This is a genomic window from Streptomyces cinnabarinus (assembly GCF_027270315.1).
GTDB classification, from domain to species: Bacteria; Actinomycetota; Actinomycetes; order Streptomycetales; family Streptomycetaceae; genus Streptomyces; species Streptomyces cinnabarinus.
The window spans coordinates 8549831-8565451 of record NZ_CP114413.1; the positions used below are offsets into that span (position 1 = coordinate 8549831).

Genomic DNA, 15621 nt, shown 5'->3' on the forward strand with positions numbered 1-15621 from the left:
ACACGTGTCAGAGCCTCAGCACGAGCAGGAGCGCGACCTGGAACGGGTGGCCGTCATCGGCATGGCGGGCCGCTTCCCGGGCTCCCCGGACATCGAGACCTTCTGGACCGACCTCGCGGCGGGCCGGGAAGGCATCACGGCCTTCACCGACGACGAGTTGACCGGGGTCGACCCCGCACTGCTGGAGCGGGACGACTACATCCGGGCCAAGGGGTTCCTCGCGGACGCCGACCTGTTCGACGAGGGCTTCTTCGGCTACAGCCCCCGCGAGGCGGAGGTCATGGACCCGCAGCACCGGGTCTTCCTCGAATGCGCCTGGCAGGCCCTGGAGTCGGCCGGAATCGACCCCCAGCGCTTCGAGGGCCGCATCGGTGTCTTCGCCGGGGCGGGCTTCAACTCGTACCTGGTGCTCAACCTGATGAACAACCGGCCCGTCCTGGACTCGGCGGGCATGTACCAGGTCCTGCTCGGCGGCGACAAGGACTTCCTGGCCACCCGGACCTCGTACAAGCTCGGCCTCAAGGGTCCCGGTGTCACCGTGCAGACCGCCTGCTCCACCTCGCTGACCGCCGTGCACCTGGCCTGCCAGAGCCTGCTCAACGGCGAGTGCGACATCGCCCTCGCCGGTGGGGTCGCGGTGTCCGCGCCCCTGCGCGGGGGCTATCAGTACGAGACCGGCGGCATCCTCTCCTCCGACGGGCACTGCCGCGCTTTCGACGCCGAGGCCTCCGGCACCGTCCCGGGCAACGGCGCCGGTGTGGTGGTGCTGCGCCGGCTCGCCGAGGCCCGTGAAGGCGGGGACACCGTCGACGCCGTCATCCTGGCCAGCGCCGTCAACAACGACGGCTCCCTGAAGGCCGGTTACACCGCACCCTCCGTCGACGGCCAGGCCGAGGTGATCGCCGAGGCGCTGGCCCTGGCCGACGTGGACCCGTCGACCGTCGGCTACGTCGAGACCCACGGCACCGGCACACCGCTCGGCGACCCCATTGAACTCGCCGCCCTCACCCGGGCGTTCCGCAGCAGCACCGACGAACAGGGCCACTGCGCGATCGGCTCGGTCAAGAGCAACGTCGGCCACCTGGACGCCGCGGCCGGCGTCACCGGCCTGATCAAGGCCGTCCTGGCGCTCAAGCACCGGGCCATCCCGCCGACCCTGCACTGCGAGACACCCAACCCCGAACTCGCTCTGGACACCAGTCCGTTCTACGTCAACACCGACCTGCGGCCATGGCCCCGCGCGGACGCACCGCGTCGAGCGGGCGTCAGCTCCTTCGGCATCGGCGGCACCAATGTGCACGTCGTCCTGGAGGAGGCGCCCGACCCTGCCGCGCCCTCCGGCCCCGGCCGTCCGGTGCGGCTGCTCGCCCTGTCCGGGAAGACACCGCAGGCGCTGACCGACAACGCCCGCCGCCTGGCCGAGCACCTCGAACGCCACCCGGACACCGACCTCGACGATGCGGCGTACACGCTGGCGTGCCGCAGGCAGCCCTTCGGCCACCGTGCTGTCGCGGTGGGAAACGGGGCGAAGGACCTCGTGGCGGCGCTGCGCTCCATCGGGTCCGGACCGGTGGCCGGTGAGCGTGCCCCGGTCGCCTTGCTGTTCCCCGGCCAGGGGGCCCAGTACGTGGGCATGGGTCGCGAACTGTACGACCAAGAACCGGTGTTCGCGGCCGAGTTCGACCGCTGCGCCGAGCTGTTCACCGAGCACCTGGGCCAGGACCCGCGTGCCCTGGTGTTCGCCCCCGACGGCTCGGAGCGGCTCACCCGCACCGAGTTCGCCCAGGCCGGCCTCTTCTGCGTCGAGTACGCCCTCGCCCGGCTCTGGGCGTTCTGGGGTGTGACACCGCGGGCCATGGCGGGGCACAGCGTCGGTGAGTTCGTCGCCGCCACGGTGGCCGGGGTGTTCTCCCTGCCGGACGCGGTGCGTCTGGTCGCCGCCCGCGGGCGGCTGGCGCAGTCGATGCCGGAAGGCGCCATGCTGTCGGTGTTCCTGCCCGAGGACGAGACGGCCGCGTGGCTGGGGGAGGGACTGTCGATCGCGGCCGTCAACTCCACCGCCCTGACCGTGGTTTCGGGCGGCGAGCAGGCCATCGACACCCTGGAGGCACGGCTGAAGGCGGCCTCCGTCACCTGCCGGAGACTGCACACCTCGCACGCCTTCCACTCGCCGGACATGACCGACGCCGTCGACCCCTTCACCGCCGAGGTACGGGCGGTCACCCTCAACGCCCCCCGCATCCCCTTCCTCTCCAACGTCACCGGCACCTGGATCACCGACGAGCAGGCCACGAGCCCCGAGTACTGGGGCACCCACCTGCGCCGACCCGTCCACTTCCGCGACGCCCTCGACGTCCTGCTCGCCGACCCGACCCTCGTCCCCCTGGAGGTCGGCCCCGGCCAGACCCTGGCCAACTTCGCCCGAGCCCACAGCGCTTGGGCCGACGACCGCACCGTCGCCGGCTCACTCCCGCACCCCGGCGACCGTACCGACGAGGTCACCCACCTGCTCAGCAACCTCGGCACGCTGTGGAACGCCGGGGTGGACGTGGACTGGGCGGCCTTCCACGCGGAGGAGCACCGCCGCCCGGTACGCCTGCCCGGGTACGCCTTCCAGCGGCGGCGCTTCTGGGTGGAGCCCGAGGTGGACCGGAGGACCGCGGTCCGTCAGGAGACCTCGGTGGCCGACTGGTTCGCCGCCCCCGGCTGGACCCGCCTGCCGTTCACGCCGGAACCGCAGGACGGTGCGCCCGGAGCGGTCTGGGTGCTGTTCGGGGCAGGGCTGCCCCTCGGGCGGGCCCTCGCGGCACGGCTGACGGCCGAGGGCGAGCGGGTCGTTCCCGTGAACGCCGACGTCGAGCCAGCCAACCGCGAGCAACTGGCCGCACTCCTGCGGACCCCGGCCGTCGCGGAGGCGGACGCTGTCCGGCTGGTGCATCTGTGGAGCACGGCAACGGACCCGGACGACGGCCCCCCGACCGAGCAACAGGTCGACCAGGCCCGGCGGTTGGGCTTCGACAGCCTGCTCGCTCTCGCCCAGGCCCTCGCCGAGGTACGGCCCACGGCCCCCGTGAGGCTCGACGTGCTGTGCCGGGGCGTGTTCGCCGTGACGGGCGACGAACCGCTGCATCCCGAGAACGCCACCGTGCTGGGTCCGTGCACGGTCATCCCGCAGGAGATCCCCGGCATCACGTGCCGCGTTCTGGACATCACCGGCGTCGCCTCCGACGACCGCCTGGTCCGGGCTCTGCGCGCCGCGCCGCCCGACGAGCCCGAACTCGCCCTGCGCGGACGGCATTGGTGGCGCCGCGCCTTCGACCCGGTGCCGCTGGGCGACGCCGAGGGCACCGGCCTGCGCGACGGCGGCGGATACCTGATCACCGGCGGCCTCGGCGGTCTCGGTCTGGCGATGGCCGAGCACATCGCCGGCACCGTGGACCGGCCCGTGCTCGGTCTCCTCGGCCGCTCGGAGTTCCCCGCCGAGGCGACCTGGGACGCCTGGCTCGCCGCACACGACGAGCGGGACCCGGTCAGCGTCCGCATCCGGCGACTGCGGCACCTGACGGAGCTCGGCGCCCGGGTCGTCGTACTGCGGGCCGACGTCACCGACGAGGCACAGACCGCCCAAGCCGCCCAGCGCGTGCGGGACTTGGCGAGTGCCCTGCACGGCGTCGTGCACGCGGCGGGGCGGCCCTCGCAGGGCTTGATCCTCACCAAGTCCCGCGCCGAGGCCGATGACGTGCTCGCCGCCAAGACGCTCGGCACGCTGGTGCTGGACCGCGTCTGCCGCGACGACCGGCTGGACTTCCTCCTGCTCTGCTCCTCCGTCACCGCCCTGTTCGGCGGCCCCGGCCAGAGTGACTACGCCGCCGCCAACGCCTTCCTGGACGCGTTCGCCCAATGGAAGCGGCAGGTGAGCGACGTCCCGGTCACCGCCGTCGGCTGGGACACCTGGCGCGAGACCGGCATGGCCGCGGGGCTCTCGGACCGGTTCGGCGCGGGCGGCACCCCGACCGGGCACCCCCTGCTCCAGCGCCTGGTGCACACGGGCCCGCGGTCACGGACGTACTCCACCACGTTCAGCACCGCCGACCACTGGATCGTCGACGACCACCGGATCATGGGCCACGGACTCGTGCCCGGCACCGCCTACCTGGAACTCGTCCGGGCCGCCGGCGCCGAGCAGGCCGCCGGACGCGTCATCGAGATCGCGGACGTGCAGTACCTCACGCCCGTCGTCGTACCCGACGGGCAGACCCGTGAGGTCTTCACCACCGTCGAGGAGAGCGACGGCCGGTGGCGGTTCTCAGTGCGCAGCCGGAGTGCGGCGGGGCTCTGGACGGACCACGCCCTGGGGTCCCTCGACTTCGCGGAAGCCGGGTCCGGCATCGTGCGCGACCTGGCCGCGCTCAGGGCCGAGTGCGGCGTCACCCACGTCCTGGACACCCCCGAGACGATCACCGAGGGCCTGCGGCTCGACCGGTTCCAGCGCGGCGGGCCGATCGAGTTCTCCTTCGGCCCCCGCTGGGACTGCATGCGCCGCATCGAGGTCGGTCCCCGGCAACTGATCGCCACCCTCCGACTCGGCCCCGAGTACGCGGCGGACCTCGACGACCACCTGCTGCACCCCGCGCTCCTCGACGCCGTCGGCGGCACCGCCCGGGTCTACGCCACCGATACCTACTACCTCCCCTTCAGCTACCGCAGGCTGCGCGTCCACCACGGCCTGACCCCGACCGTCCACTGCCACGCACGGCTCAAGGAAACGAGCGACGCCACCGGCGAGACCATGACCTGCGACTTCGAGATCCTCGATCCGCAGGGCCGGGTACTGGTCGAGATCACGGACTTCACCATCAAGCGGATCAATGACGTGGAAGGGCTGCGCGAGCAAATCATCCGGACCTCGGCGGCCGACGAGCCCGACACCTCCGGCGGGGTGGTGCGCGTCCTCGGCGAGGGCATCAGCGAGCGGCAGGGCCAGGAAGCCTTCGCCCGACTCCTGGCCGCCTCGGAGCGGCCCGGGCACCTGCTGGTCTGCCACCGCGACGTGGCCGAGCTGCGCGAGCTGGCCCGCTCGCTGACCCCTGAGCTGCTGGCCCGGGAGATGGAACAGTTCGCGCCGCCCGGAGGTGTCCATCCGCGGCCCGACCTGGACACCCCCTACGTCGCACCGCGCACCGAGCGGGAGGAGACCGTGGCCGCCGTCTGGTGCGACATCCTCGGCCTCGAACAGGTCGGCGTCGACGACGACTTCTTCGCACTCGGCGGGCACTCGCTGGCCGCGGTCCGCATCGGCGCCCGGATCAAGGACCTGCTCGGCGTGGACCTGGACCTGCGGGCGTTCTTCGAGCGCCCCACCGTCGCCCACACGGTCACCCTGCTGACGGCCGGTCCTGACGCTCCGGCACCCGAGGACACCATCGACATCATCGACCGCGCCGAACCGGAATCGCTGGACGGCCTCTCCGACGAGGAGGTCGACGCCCAGCTCCGGGCCCTCCTGGCCGCCGAGGGAGAGCACTCATGAGCGCCCCGGTGGCGCTGGTCACCGGTGCCTCCCGGGGCATCGGGCGGGCCATCGCCGTACGACTGGCCAGGGACGGCTTCGACATCGCGCTGTGCTATGCCGCCCGCGACGACGCCGCCCGCGAGCTGGAGAAGGAGATCGGCGGCCTCGGCCGGCGCACCTGCGTCCGCCGTGCCGACGTCTCCGACCCGGCCGCCGTGGACGAACTGGTCGAGGACGCCGAGAACACGCTCGGCCCGCTCGACGCGGTCGTCGCCTCGGCCGCGGTGCTGCGGGACAACCCGCTGACCGTGATGGAGGACGACGACTGGCACGACGTACTGCGCACCAATCTCGACGGCGTCTATCACGTCTGCCGCTCCGCCATCGAAGGCATGGTCAGGCGCCGCCGGGGTGCGATCGTCGCCCTGTCCTCCGTCGCCGGCCTGCACGGCAACGCCGGTCAGACCAACTACGCCGCCTCCAAGGCGGGGATCATCGGCTTCACCCGCTCGCTGGCGCGTGAGGTGGGCCGCTACGGGATCCGCGCGAACGTGGTGGCACCCGGGTTCATCACCACCGACCCGGTGCTCGCCCTGCCCGAGACCGTGCGGGACGAATTCGCGCGGCGCATCGCGCTCGGCCGGTTCGGTCGCCCGGAGGAGGTCGCCGACCTCGTCTCCTTCCTGGTGTCGGACCGCGCCGGATACATCACCGGCGGCACCTTCCGGATCGACGGCGGCATGGGCTGACCCCGCCCGCATTCAGGGACCACCCCGAGCAACCGGCGCGGCCTCCGCCGCCGAGATCGACGATCAGGAGAACGACGCATGACCGACATCGACCTGACCGGCCTCACACCGGAGCAGAAGCGCGTGTTGCTGGCGGAGCGGCTGCGGCGCGCGGGCGAGGGGCGGGCCCCGGCGCGCAGGCGGCGCTTCGACGCGTCGTTCCCGCAGCAGCGCATGTGGTTCCTGGAGCAGCTCAACCCGGGCAGCGCCGCCTACAACATCCCGGCCGCGGCACGGGTGCACGGACCGCTCGACGTGGAGCTGTGGCGCCGCAGCCTCGCCGAGATCGTCCGCAGGCACGAGTCGCTGCGCACCACCTTCGACGAGGTCGACGGCGAGCCCGTGCAGGTCGTCCACGACTCCGGCGAGCTGGAGCTGACCGTCGTGGAGTGCGGGCACCTGCGCGGACCCGAAGGAGAGCCGGGCATCGTGGAGTTGGCCCGGCAGGAGTTCGCCCGTCCCTTCGATCTCGGCACCGGCCCGCTGATGCGGATGAGGTTCCTGCGTCTGGCCGACGACGAGCACGTCCTGCTGCTCACCATGCACCACATCGTCGCCGACCTGTGGTCGACGTCGGTGCTCTTCGGCGAGCTGATCGCCCTCTACCAGGGCCACCTCACCGGCACCCCGGCCGAACTGCCCCAACTGCCCGTCCAGTACGCGGACTACGCGGCCTGGCAGCGCAAGAAGCTGGCGGGCGACGGATTCGCGGCCGAGTTGGAGCACTGGCGCAAGACGCTGGAGGGCGCCCCGCCCGTCCTCGAACTGCCCACCGACCGGCCCCGGCCCGCCGTGCTCACCAGCGCCGGCGGCTCGCGGCCGTTCCACCTCCCGGCCCCGGTGATGAACGGCGTGCGCGAGCTGAGCCGCCGTACCGGTGTCACCCCCTTCATGACCCTCCTCGCCGCCTACGTCGTCCTGCTGCACCGCTACAGCAGGCAGGAGGACGTCGTCGTCGGCGTGCCGGTGGCCAACCGGGGCCAGTCGCAGGTCGAGCCGCTCATCGGGTACTTCGTCAACACCCTCGCGATCCGCAACGACGTCTCCGGCAACCCCTCCTTCACCGAACTCCTCGGCCGGGTCCGCCGCTCGGCCCTGGACGCCTTCGCCCACCAGGACGTGCCCTTCGAGCGGCTGGTGGAAGAGCTGTCCCCGGAGCGGGACCTGTCGCGCTCACCGGTCTTCCAGGTGTCGTTCGTGTTCCAGAACATCCCGGTGCCCGAGTTCGACGTCGCCGGACTGCGCTTCGAGCTGCTGGAGGTGGCGAGCTCCACCGCGCGGTTCGACCTCGAACTCCAGGTGTTCGAGCGGGACGAGGAGCTGGGCGGCTGGTTCGAGTACAACACCGAGCTGTTCGACGCGGCCACCGTCGACCGGATGGGCGGCCACCTCAAGGTGCTCCTGGACAACCTCCTCGCCGACCCCGAACAGGCCGTCCTGGACGTCCCGTTGATGACCGAGGCCGAGGAGCGCGCACAGCACCAGGAGCGGGAGGACACCCGAGCCGAGTGGCCCGACGAGGCGCTCACCCACCAGCGCGTCGCGCGGCAGGCGGCCCTGAGGCCGGACACGGAGGCGGTGTACTGCCAGGGGGAGACGCTCACATACGCCCGCCTGGACGCCGCCGCCAACCAACTGGCCCGCAGGCTCAAGCGGCTCGGTGTCGGACGGGACGTCATGGTCGGGGTCTGCCTGGAACGCTCCCTCGACATGGTCGTGGCCGTGCTGGCGGTGCTGAAGGCGGGCGGCGCCTATGTGCCGGTCGATCCGAAGCTGCCCGAGGACCGCATGGCGTTCATGATCGAGGACGCCGGGCTGCCCGTGGTGATCACGCAGAGTTCGGTGGCGCCGAACCTGCCCGAGTCTCCGGCGACGGCGCTGTGCGTGGACGAGCTGCGCGAGGAGATCGCCGCCGAGTCCGCCGAGGCCCTCGACGAGCCGGTGGCACCCGAGGACCTCGCCTACGTCATTTACACCTCGGGCTCGACCGGCCGCCCCAAGGGCGTCCAACTCCCGCACCGCGCCCTGCGCAACCTGTTCCGGGCGATGAAGCAGTGGCCCGGCATCGACGCCGACGACAGCCTGCTCGCCGTCACCACACTCTCGTTCGACATCGCCACCCTGGAGCTGCTGCTGCCGCTCGTCGAGGGCGCCCGCGTCGTGCTCGCCACCCGCGAAGTGGCCACCGACGGCAAGCTGTTGGCCGACGAGATGGCCGCCACCGGCGCGACCATGATGCAGGCCACCCCCTCCACCTGGCGGATGCTGCTCGACGCGGGCTGGCCCGGGCGCCCCGGACTGCGCGGCCTGATCTGCGGCGAGGCCCTGCCGCCCGACCTGGCGCGCCGACTGCTGGCCAAGGGCGTGGACCTGTGGAACATGTACGGACCGAGCGAGACCACCATCTACTCGCTGGGCACCCGGATCACTGACGACACGATCACCATCGGCCGGCCGATCGCCAACACCGAGGTCCACATCCTCGACCCCGAGGGCCGCCCGGTGCCGCCCGGTGTCCCCGGTGAACTGTGCATCGGCGGCGCCGGACTGGCTCGCGGCTACCTCGACCGGCCGGAACTGACGGCGAAGCAGTTCATCACCAACCCCTTCGAGTCGGACCTCGCCGACCGGCTCTATCGCACCGGCGACCTGGTACGGCGCCGGGTGGACGGCACCGTCGACTACCTCGGCCGCCTCGACCACCAGGTCAAGCTGCGCGGCTACCGGATCGAACTCGGCGAGATCGAGTCGGTGCTGATGTGGCAGGAGTACATCCGCGACTCGGTGGTCGTGGTGCGCGAGGACCAGCCGGGCGACCGGCGCCTGATCGCCTACGCGGTGCCGGACCCGGAGGCGGGCACCACCGACGACCTGCGCCGCCGACTACGGGCCGCGCTCTCCGACAAGCTCCCCGACTACATGGTCCCGTCCGCGTTCGTGTTCCTCGACGCCTTGCCCCGCACCCCGAGCGGAAAGACCGACCGAGGCGCACTGCCCGCCCCCGAGCCGGGCCGAGGCACCCGCGCGGCCACGGCGTACGTCGCGCCCCGCGACGCCGAGGAGAAGACCCTGTGCGAGCTGTTCGCCCAGGTGCTGAACGTGCCCAGGGTGGGCATCGACGACAGCTTCTTCGCCCTGGGCGGGCACTCGCTGCTCGCCACCCGGCTGACCGCGCGGATCCGTGCCACGCTCGGCACCGAGGTGCCGGTGCGCGCCCTCTTCGAGCGGCAGACCGTCGCCGGACTCGCCGAACTGCTGCGGCAGGGCGGCGGCGTTGAGCGGCCCGCCCTGACTCCGCAGACCCGCCCCGACCCGCTGTCACTGTCCTTCGCCCAGCGACGGCTCTGGTTCCTGCACCAGATGGAGGGCCCTTCACCGACGTACAACCTCCCCTTGGTGCTGCGCATGACCGGTGAGGTGGACGTCGACTGTTTGCGGGCCGCCCTCGCCGACGTCGTCACCCGCCACGAGGCCCTGCGCACCGTCTTCCCGGACACAGGTACGACGGCGTACCAGCACATCCTCGACCCGGATCAGGCGCGCCCCGCGCTCCCGGTCACCGAGGTCGACGAAGCGGGCCTCGACGCCGCCGTGGCCGCCGCCGTCCGGCACACCTTCGACCTGACCTCCGAACCCCCGCTGCACGCCGAGCTGTTCACCCTCGGCGCCGACACGCATGTGCTGGCCGTCGTCGTCCACCACATCGCGGCCGACGGCTGGTCCCTGGCACCGCTGCGGCACGACCTGGCGACCGCCTACCGGGCCCGGCTGGAAGGCCGGGCACCCGCATGGGCGCCGCTGCCCGTGCAGTACGCCGACTACACCCTGTGGCAGCAGCGGTACCTCGGCGCACAGGACGACCCGGCCAGTGTCTGGTCGCGGCAACTGGACCACTGGCGCGGCGCGTTGGACGGCCTCCCGGAGCGGCTCGCGCTCCCCGTCGACCGGCCGCACCCCGCCGAGGCGTCCCACGACGGCGACACCCTCACCTTCCGCTGGGAAGCCGACCTCCACCAGGGCCTGGCCCGCCTGGCCCGCGACTGCGACGTCAGCCTCTTCATGGTCCTCGACGCGGCCCTCGCGGTCCTCCTCGGCCGCCTCGGCGCCGGCAGCGACATCCCCATCGGCGTGGCGAGCGCGGGCCGCGACGACCAGGCCACCGAGAACCTCATCGGCTTCTTCGCCAACACCCTCGTCCTGCGCACGCGGGTGTCGGACGATCAGACCTTCCGCGAACTGCTCGCCGCGGTGCGGGAGAACACCCTCGACGCGCTCGCCCACCAGGACATCCCCTTCGAGGCCCTGGTGGACGACCTCCGGCCCACCCGGTCGGTGGCCCACCACCCCCTCGTACAAGTCATGCTGTCCTGGCAGACCGGCACCGACGAGACCTTGGACCTGCCCGGCATCGGGACCACACCCCTGGTGGCGGGCACCGGCACAGCCCGCATGGACCTGGTGTTCCTGCTGCACGAACGCCTCGCGGACGACGGCGCACCGGCCGGTATCGAAGGCGGTATCGAGTACAACACCGATGTCTTCGACCCGGAGACCGTGCGCACCATGGCCCGCCGACTGCGTCAGGTGCTGCTGGCGATGGTCGGCGACCCGGACCGGCCCGTCGGCGACCTCGACCTGCTCACCCCGGCCGAACGGCACCGCCTGCTGGAGGAGTGGAACGGCGAGATCGCCGAGGCGCCCACGGCCGGTCTGTCCGAACTGTTCGCGGCGCAGGCGGCCCGCACCCCCGACGCCGTCGCCGTCAGCCACGGCGACCAGCGGCTGACCTACGCCGAACTCGACGCGGCCGCGGACCGGCTCGCCGTACGCCTGCGCGCGCTCGGCGTGGGCGCCGACGGTGCCGAGGACGCGGTGTGCCTGCTGATGGACCGCTCACCGCGGCTGCCCGTCGCGATCCTCGCCGTGATCAAGGCGGGCGGCGCGTATGTGCCGTTGGACGCCCGCTATCCCGTCTCCCGTATGCGCATGATCGTCGAGGACACGAAGGCGGGCTTCCTGCTCGTCGACGGGACGGCGGACCCCGGCGTCGGAGCGACGCACGTGCTGGACGTCGCCGCCGATGACGGCGCGTACGTCGAGCCCTTGGACCTGCCGGACCGCGGGCCCGAGCGCATGGCGTACGTTATGTACACCTCCGGCTCCACCGGACGGCCGAAGGGCGTCGCGATCACCCACGGCAACGTGGCGAGCCTCGCCGCCGACCGCCAGTGGCGCGGCGGCCACCACGCACGCGTCCTCCTGCACTCCCCGATCGCCTTCGACGCCTCCACCTACGAACTGTGGGCACCGCTCCTCACCGGCGGCGAAGTGGTCGTGGCGCCGCCCGGAGAACTCGACCCGGACGTGCTCGTGCGCACGCTGCACGAGCACGACGTCACCGCTGCGTTCTTCACCACCGCGCTGTTCAACCTGCTCGTCGAGCGCGACCCGACGGCAGTGGCCGGGCTGCGTGAGGTGCTGTCGGGTGGCGAGATCCACGCGCCCGACGTCTTCGCCAAGGCCATGGCCGGCTGCCCGAACACCGCGTTCTACAACATCTACGGGCCGACGGAGACGACCACGTTCGCGCTGCTCCAGGACATCAGCGAGGTGACCGACGGCAGCCTGCCCATCGGCCTGCCCATGGACGACACCCGCGCCTACGTCCTCGACGAACGGCTGCGCCCGGTGCCCGTCGGCGTCCCCGGCGAGCTGTACCTCTCCGGCTGGGGCGTGGCCCGCGGCTACCTCGGGCAACCCGCCCTGACCGCACAGCGGTTCGTGGACTGCCCGTACGGCGCACCGGGGGAGCGGATGTACCGCACCGGCGACCTGGTCCGGCGCCGCGCCGACGGACGGGTCGAGTACCTCGGCCGCACCGACGACCAGGTCAAGATCCGCGGCTTCCGCATCGAGCCCGGCGAGATCCAGAAGACCCTCGGCTCGCACCCTGCCGTGACCGACGCCACCGTCCTCGTGCGCGAGAAGCCGTCCGGCGGCAAGGACCTCGTCGGCTACGCGGTCCTCGCCGACGGCACCCGGGCCGAACCCGCCGAACTGCGCGCGTACATCGCCGAACGGCTGCCGCAGTACATGGTGCCGGTCGCGGTCGTCCTGCTCGACGCGTTCCCGATGACCGCCAACGGCAAGATCGACCGACGCGCCCTGCCCGCGCCCGACTTCGCCGCGGACACCGGCTCCCGCGCGCCGGCGAGTGCGGCCGAGCGGATCCTGTGCGCGGTGTTCGCGGAGATCCTCCAGGTGCCCGAAGTCGGCCCGGAGACCGGCTTCTTCGACCTGGGCGGCGACAGCATCCAGGCCACCCAGCTGGTCGCCCAGGCCCGCACAGCAGGTCTTGTGTTCACCGTCCGGGACGTGTTCACCCAGCAGACCGTTGCGGGCATCGCCCAGGTGGCCCGCCCGGCCGACGACGACACCGGGGCGGGCGTCGAAGACATCGGCACCGGCGAGATCCCGTTGCTGCCCGTCGTGGAGCGGCAGCGCCGACTCGGCGGCTCGGTGGTCGGCTTCGACCTGTCGGCGACCGTGGGCCTGCCGCCCGACATGGACGAGGACCGGCTCACCGCGGCGCTCCAGGCCGTGGTCGACCGGCACGACGCGCTGCGCCTACGGCTGGTCACCGGACCCGAGGGGCAGTGGACGCTGCACGCCGACGAGCCCGGATCGGTGCGGGTCGCGGACCTCCTGCGCCGCGTGGACATCAGCGCGCTGACGGACGCGGCGGCGCGGGCCCTGATCGCCGAGGAGACGGCCGCCGCCAAGGAGCGGCTCGACCCGGCCGGGGGCGCGATGCTCCGGCCGGTGTGGTTCGACGCGGGCGCCGGGCACCCGGGCCGACTGCTGCTCGCCGTGCACCACTTCGCCGTGGACGGCGTGTCCTGGCGCATCCTGCTCACCGACCTCGCCGCCGCCTGGGACGCCGTGAGCGCCGGTCGCGAACCGCTCCTCGCACCGGTGGTGACCTCGCTGCGCGGCTGGGCGGCCCGGCTGACCTCCGAGGAGAGCATCGCCCGGCACCGCGCCGAACTGCCGCTGTGGCAGGGCGTCCTGCGCGACGCCGTCCCCCTGGTCCCCGGCGAGCTGGACGCGCACCGCGACATCACCGGCGCCGAAGGGCGGCTGACGCTGACCCTGCCCGCCGAGGACACCGCGCCCTTGGTCGGCCGGGCACCCACGGTGCTCCGCAGCGGCATCCAGGACGTCCTGCTGACCGCCTTCGGACTCGCCGTCGACCACTGGCGCGCCCGCCGCCTCGGCACCGACAGCGCCCCGGTGGTCCTGGACCTGGAGAGCCACGGCCGCCATGAGCACCTGGCGGACGGAACAGACCTGTCCCGCACCGTGGGCTGGTTCACCGGCGTCCACCCGGTCCGCCTCGACTGCGGCGCTCTGAGCTGGGACGAAGTGACGCAGGCAGGCGCCGGGTTGGCCACCGCGATCACCCGCACCAGGGCCCAGCTGCGGTCCGTCCCGGAGCACGGCCTCGGCTACGGCCTGCTGCGCCACCTCGACCCCGACAGCGCACGGCACCTGGCCGAACTGCCCACACCCCAGGCGCTGTTCAACTACCTCGGCCGGGTCCCCGTCACCGACGAGGAGAAGCCGTGGTTCCCGCTGCGGGACGACACCGCCCCCGGCGCCACCGCCGCCCGGCCCCTGCCGTACCCGCTCGAAGTCAACGCCGTCACCCAGGACGGACCGGACGGCCCCCACCTGGTCGCCAACTGGAGCTGGGCGCCCTCGCTGCTCACCGAGGACGAGGTGCGCGAGCTGGCGGACGCCTGGTTCGAGGCGCTGCGCGCCATCGGCCGCTGCGCCCGCGCGGTGGAGGCCGGAGCCGTCGAGCTGCCCGGCTCCGACAGCGAGCGAGCCGCGGCCGCGGACGCCGCCGACCTGCTGCACGCGCCGATCCCCAAGGCCGACCGCGGCGACGGCACCGGACTGTCCTTCGGCCAACTGGAGTTCCTGCTCCAGCCGGTGGGCCCCGACCACGCCCACCACGCCGTCATCACCGCCTGGCGCCTGCGCGGCACACTCGACGCCCCAGCCCTGCGCCGTGCCCTGGACGACCTCGTCGCCCGGCACGACATCCTGCGCACCCGATACGTCCAACAGGGCTCGGCCACCGTGCAGTTCGCCGACGGCAGGCCCACCTGGCCGCTCGACACGGTCGATCTGCGCGGGCAGGAGGCCCAGCAGGAAAGGCTGCGCGAACTGCTCACCGCGCAGACCCAGGCCCCGTACCGCATCGAGGACGGCAACCTGGTCCGCGGCCTGCTCATCCAGCTCTCGGACGACGAACACGCGTTGATCCTCGTCGCCCACCACATCCTCGTCGACCACTGGGGCTTCCTGGTCATCGCGGGCGAACTGGCCGAGCTGTACGCGGCCCACTCCACGGCCCGGCAGCCGAGGCTCCCCGACGTGATGGTGCAGCACCTGGACTACGCGGCCTGGGAGCAGGACCTGCTGACCTCGGGCGCGCTCGACGAGCACGTCGTGCACTGGCGCGGCGAGCTGGACGGCGCCGCCCGCACCCTCGACTTCTCGGCGCCCGCCCACCAGTTGGACGACTTCGTCCAGGGCTACAGCCACGGCGTCGTGATCGACGCGGAGGTCATGGGGGCGGTGCGGGAAGCCGCCCGCCGTGAGGGCGTCACCCTCTTCATGATGCTGATGTCCGCGTTCCACGTGCTGCTGCACACCTACTCGGGCGCGACCGACATCGCGGTGAGCCACCCCTTGGCCGGCCGTGAACGCCCAGAGAGCAAGTCGATGGTCGGCCCGTTCATCAACGTTGTCCTCAACCGCTCCCGGCTGGCGGACGACCCGACCGTCGGCGAACTGATCCAGCGGGTCCTGCGCGCCGAACTCGACGCGTACTCGCACCAGAACGTGCCACTGCGCGCCCTCGTCCACGACGGCGTCATCGGCGACGGCAACCAGACGCCCCTGCGCGTGATGCTCAACCTCCTCGGCGTACCGAGCGACGAACTGGCCCTGGAGGGGCTTCAGGTGGAGCCTCTCGACGTGCGGGTCGGCGACGAGAGCCCGCTGCCCGGCCTGGTCATCGCCATCGAGCCGCACAACCTCGACCTGTACCTGGTGGCCCGCGAGGTCGAGGGCGAACTGCGCGGCCTGTGGGTGTACTCACCGGACCGCATCGCACCGGCCGTCATGGGCGCCCTGGTGCGCCAGTGGCCGAAGGCCCTCGAACTCGTCGCCGACCACCCTGAACTGACGGTCTCTCAACTACGCGCCCGCCTCCGGGCCGCCTGAACCCTCACCCGACCCGGATCC

At 72.5% G+C, this 15621-nt stretch carries 3 protein-coding genes; all 3 read left to right on the top strand.

The features are described 5' to 3' along the window. Window positions 1-4 precede the first annotated feature (4 nt). The 3 genes from STRCI_RS38625 (at window position 5) to STRCI_RS38635 (ending at window position 15600) form a co-directional block, all read left to right on the top strand. Window positions 5-5530, top strand: a complete 5526-nt coding sequence (locus tag STRCI_RS38625; RefSeq protein ID WP_269663664.1) for a type I polyketide synthase — start codon at window positions 5-7, stop codon at window positions 5528-5530. Then, complete coding sequence (gene fabG / locus STRCI_RS38630) at window positions 5527-6261, top strand: 3-oxoacyl-ACP reductase FabG (RefSeq protein ID WP_269663665.1); 735 nt, start codon at window positions 5527-5529, stop codon at window positions 6259-6261. Before STRCI_RS38625 ends, fabG begins: the two co-directional genes overlap by 4 nt. 78 nt (window positions 6262-6339) lie before the next feature. Further along, the gene (locus STRCI_RS38635) at window positions 6340-15600 is read left to right on the top strand and encodes a non-ribosomal peptide synthetase (protein WP_269663666.1); all 9261 of its coding nucleotides are present in this window, start codon (window positions 6340-6342) and stop codon (window positions 15598-15600) included. Window positions 15601-15621: the final 21 nt, after the last annotated feature.

Excerpts from the sequence above, each read along its gene's own strand:
- fabG (WP_269663665.1), top strand. The coding sequence starts at position 5,527 with ATGAGCGCCCCGGTGGCGCTGGTCACCGGTGCCTCCCGGGGCATCGGG.
- STRCI_RS38635 (WP_269663666.1), top strand. The coding sequence starts at position 6,340 with ATGACCGACATCGACCTGACCGGCCTCACACCGGAGCAGAAGCGCGTG.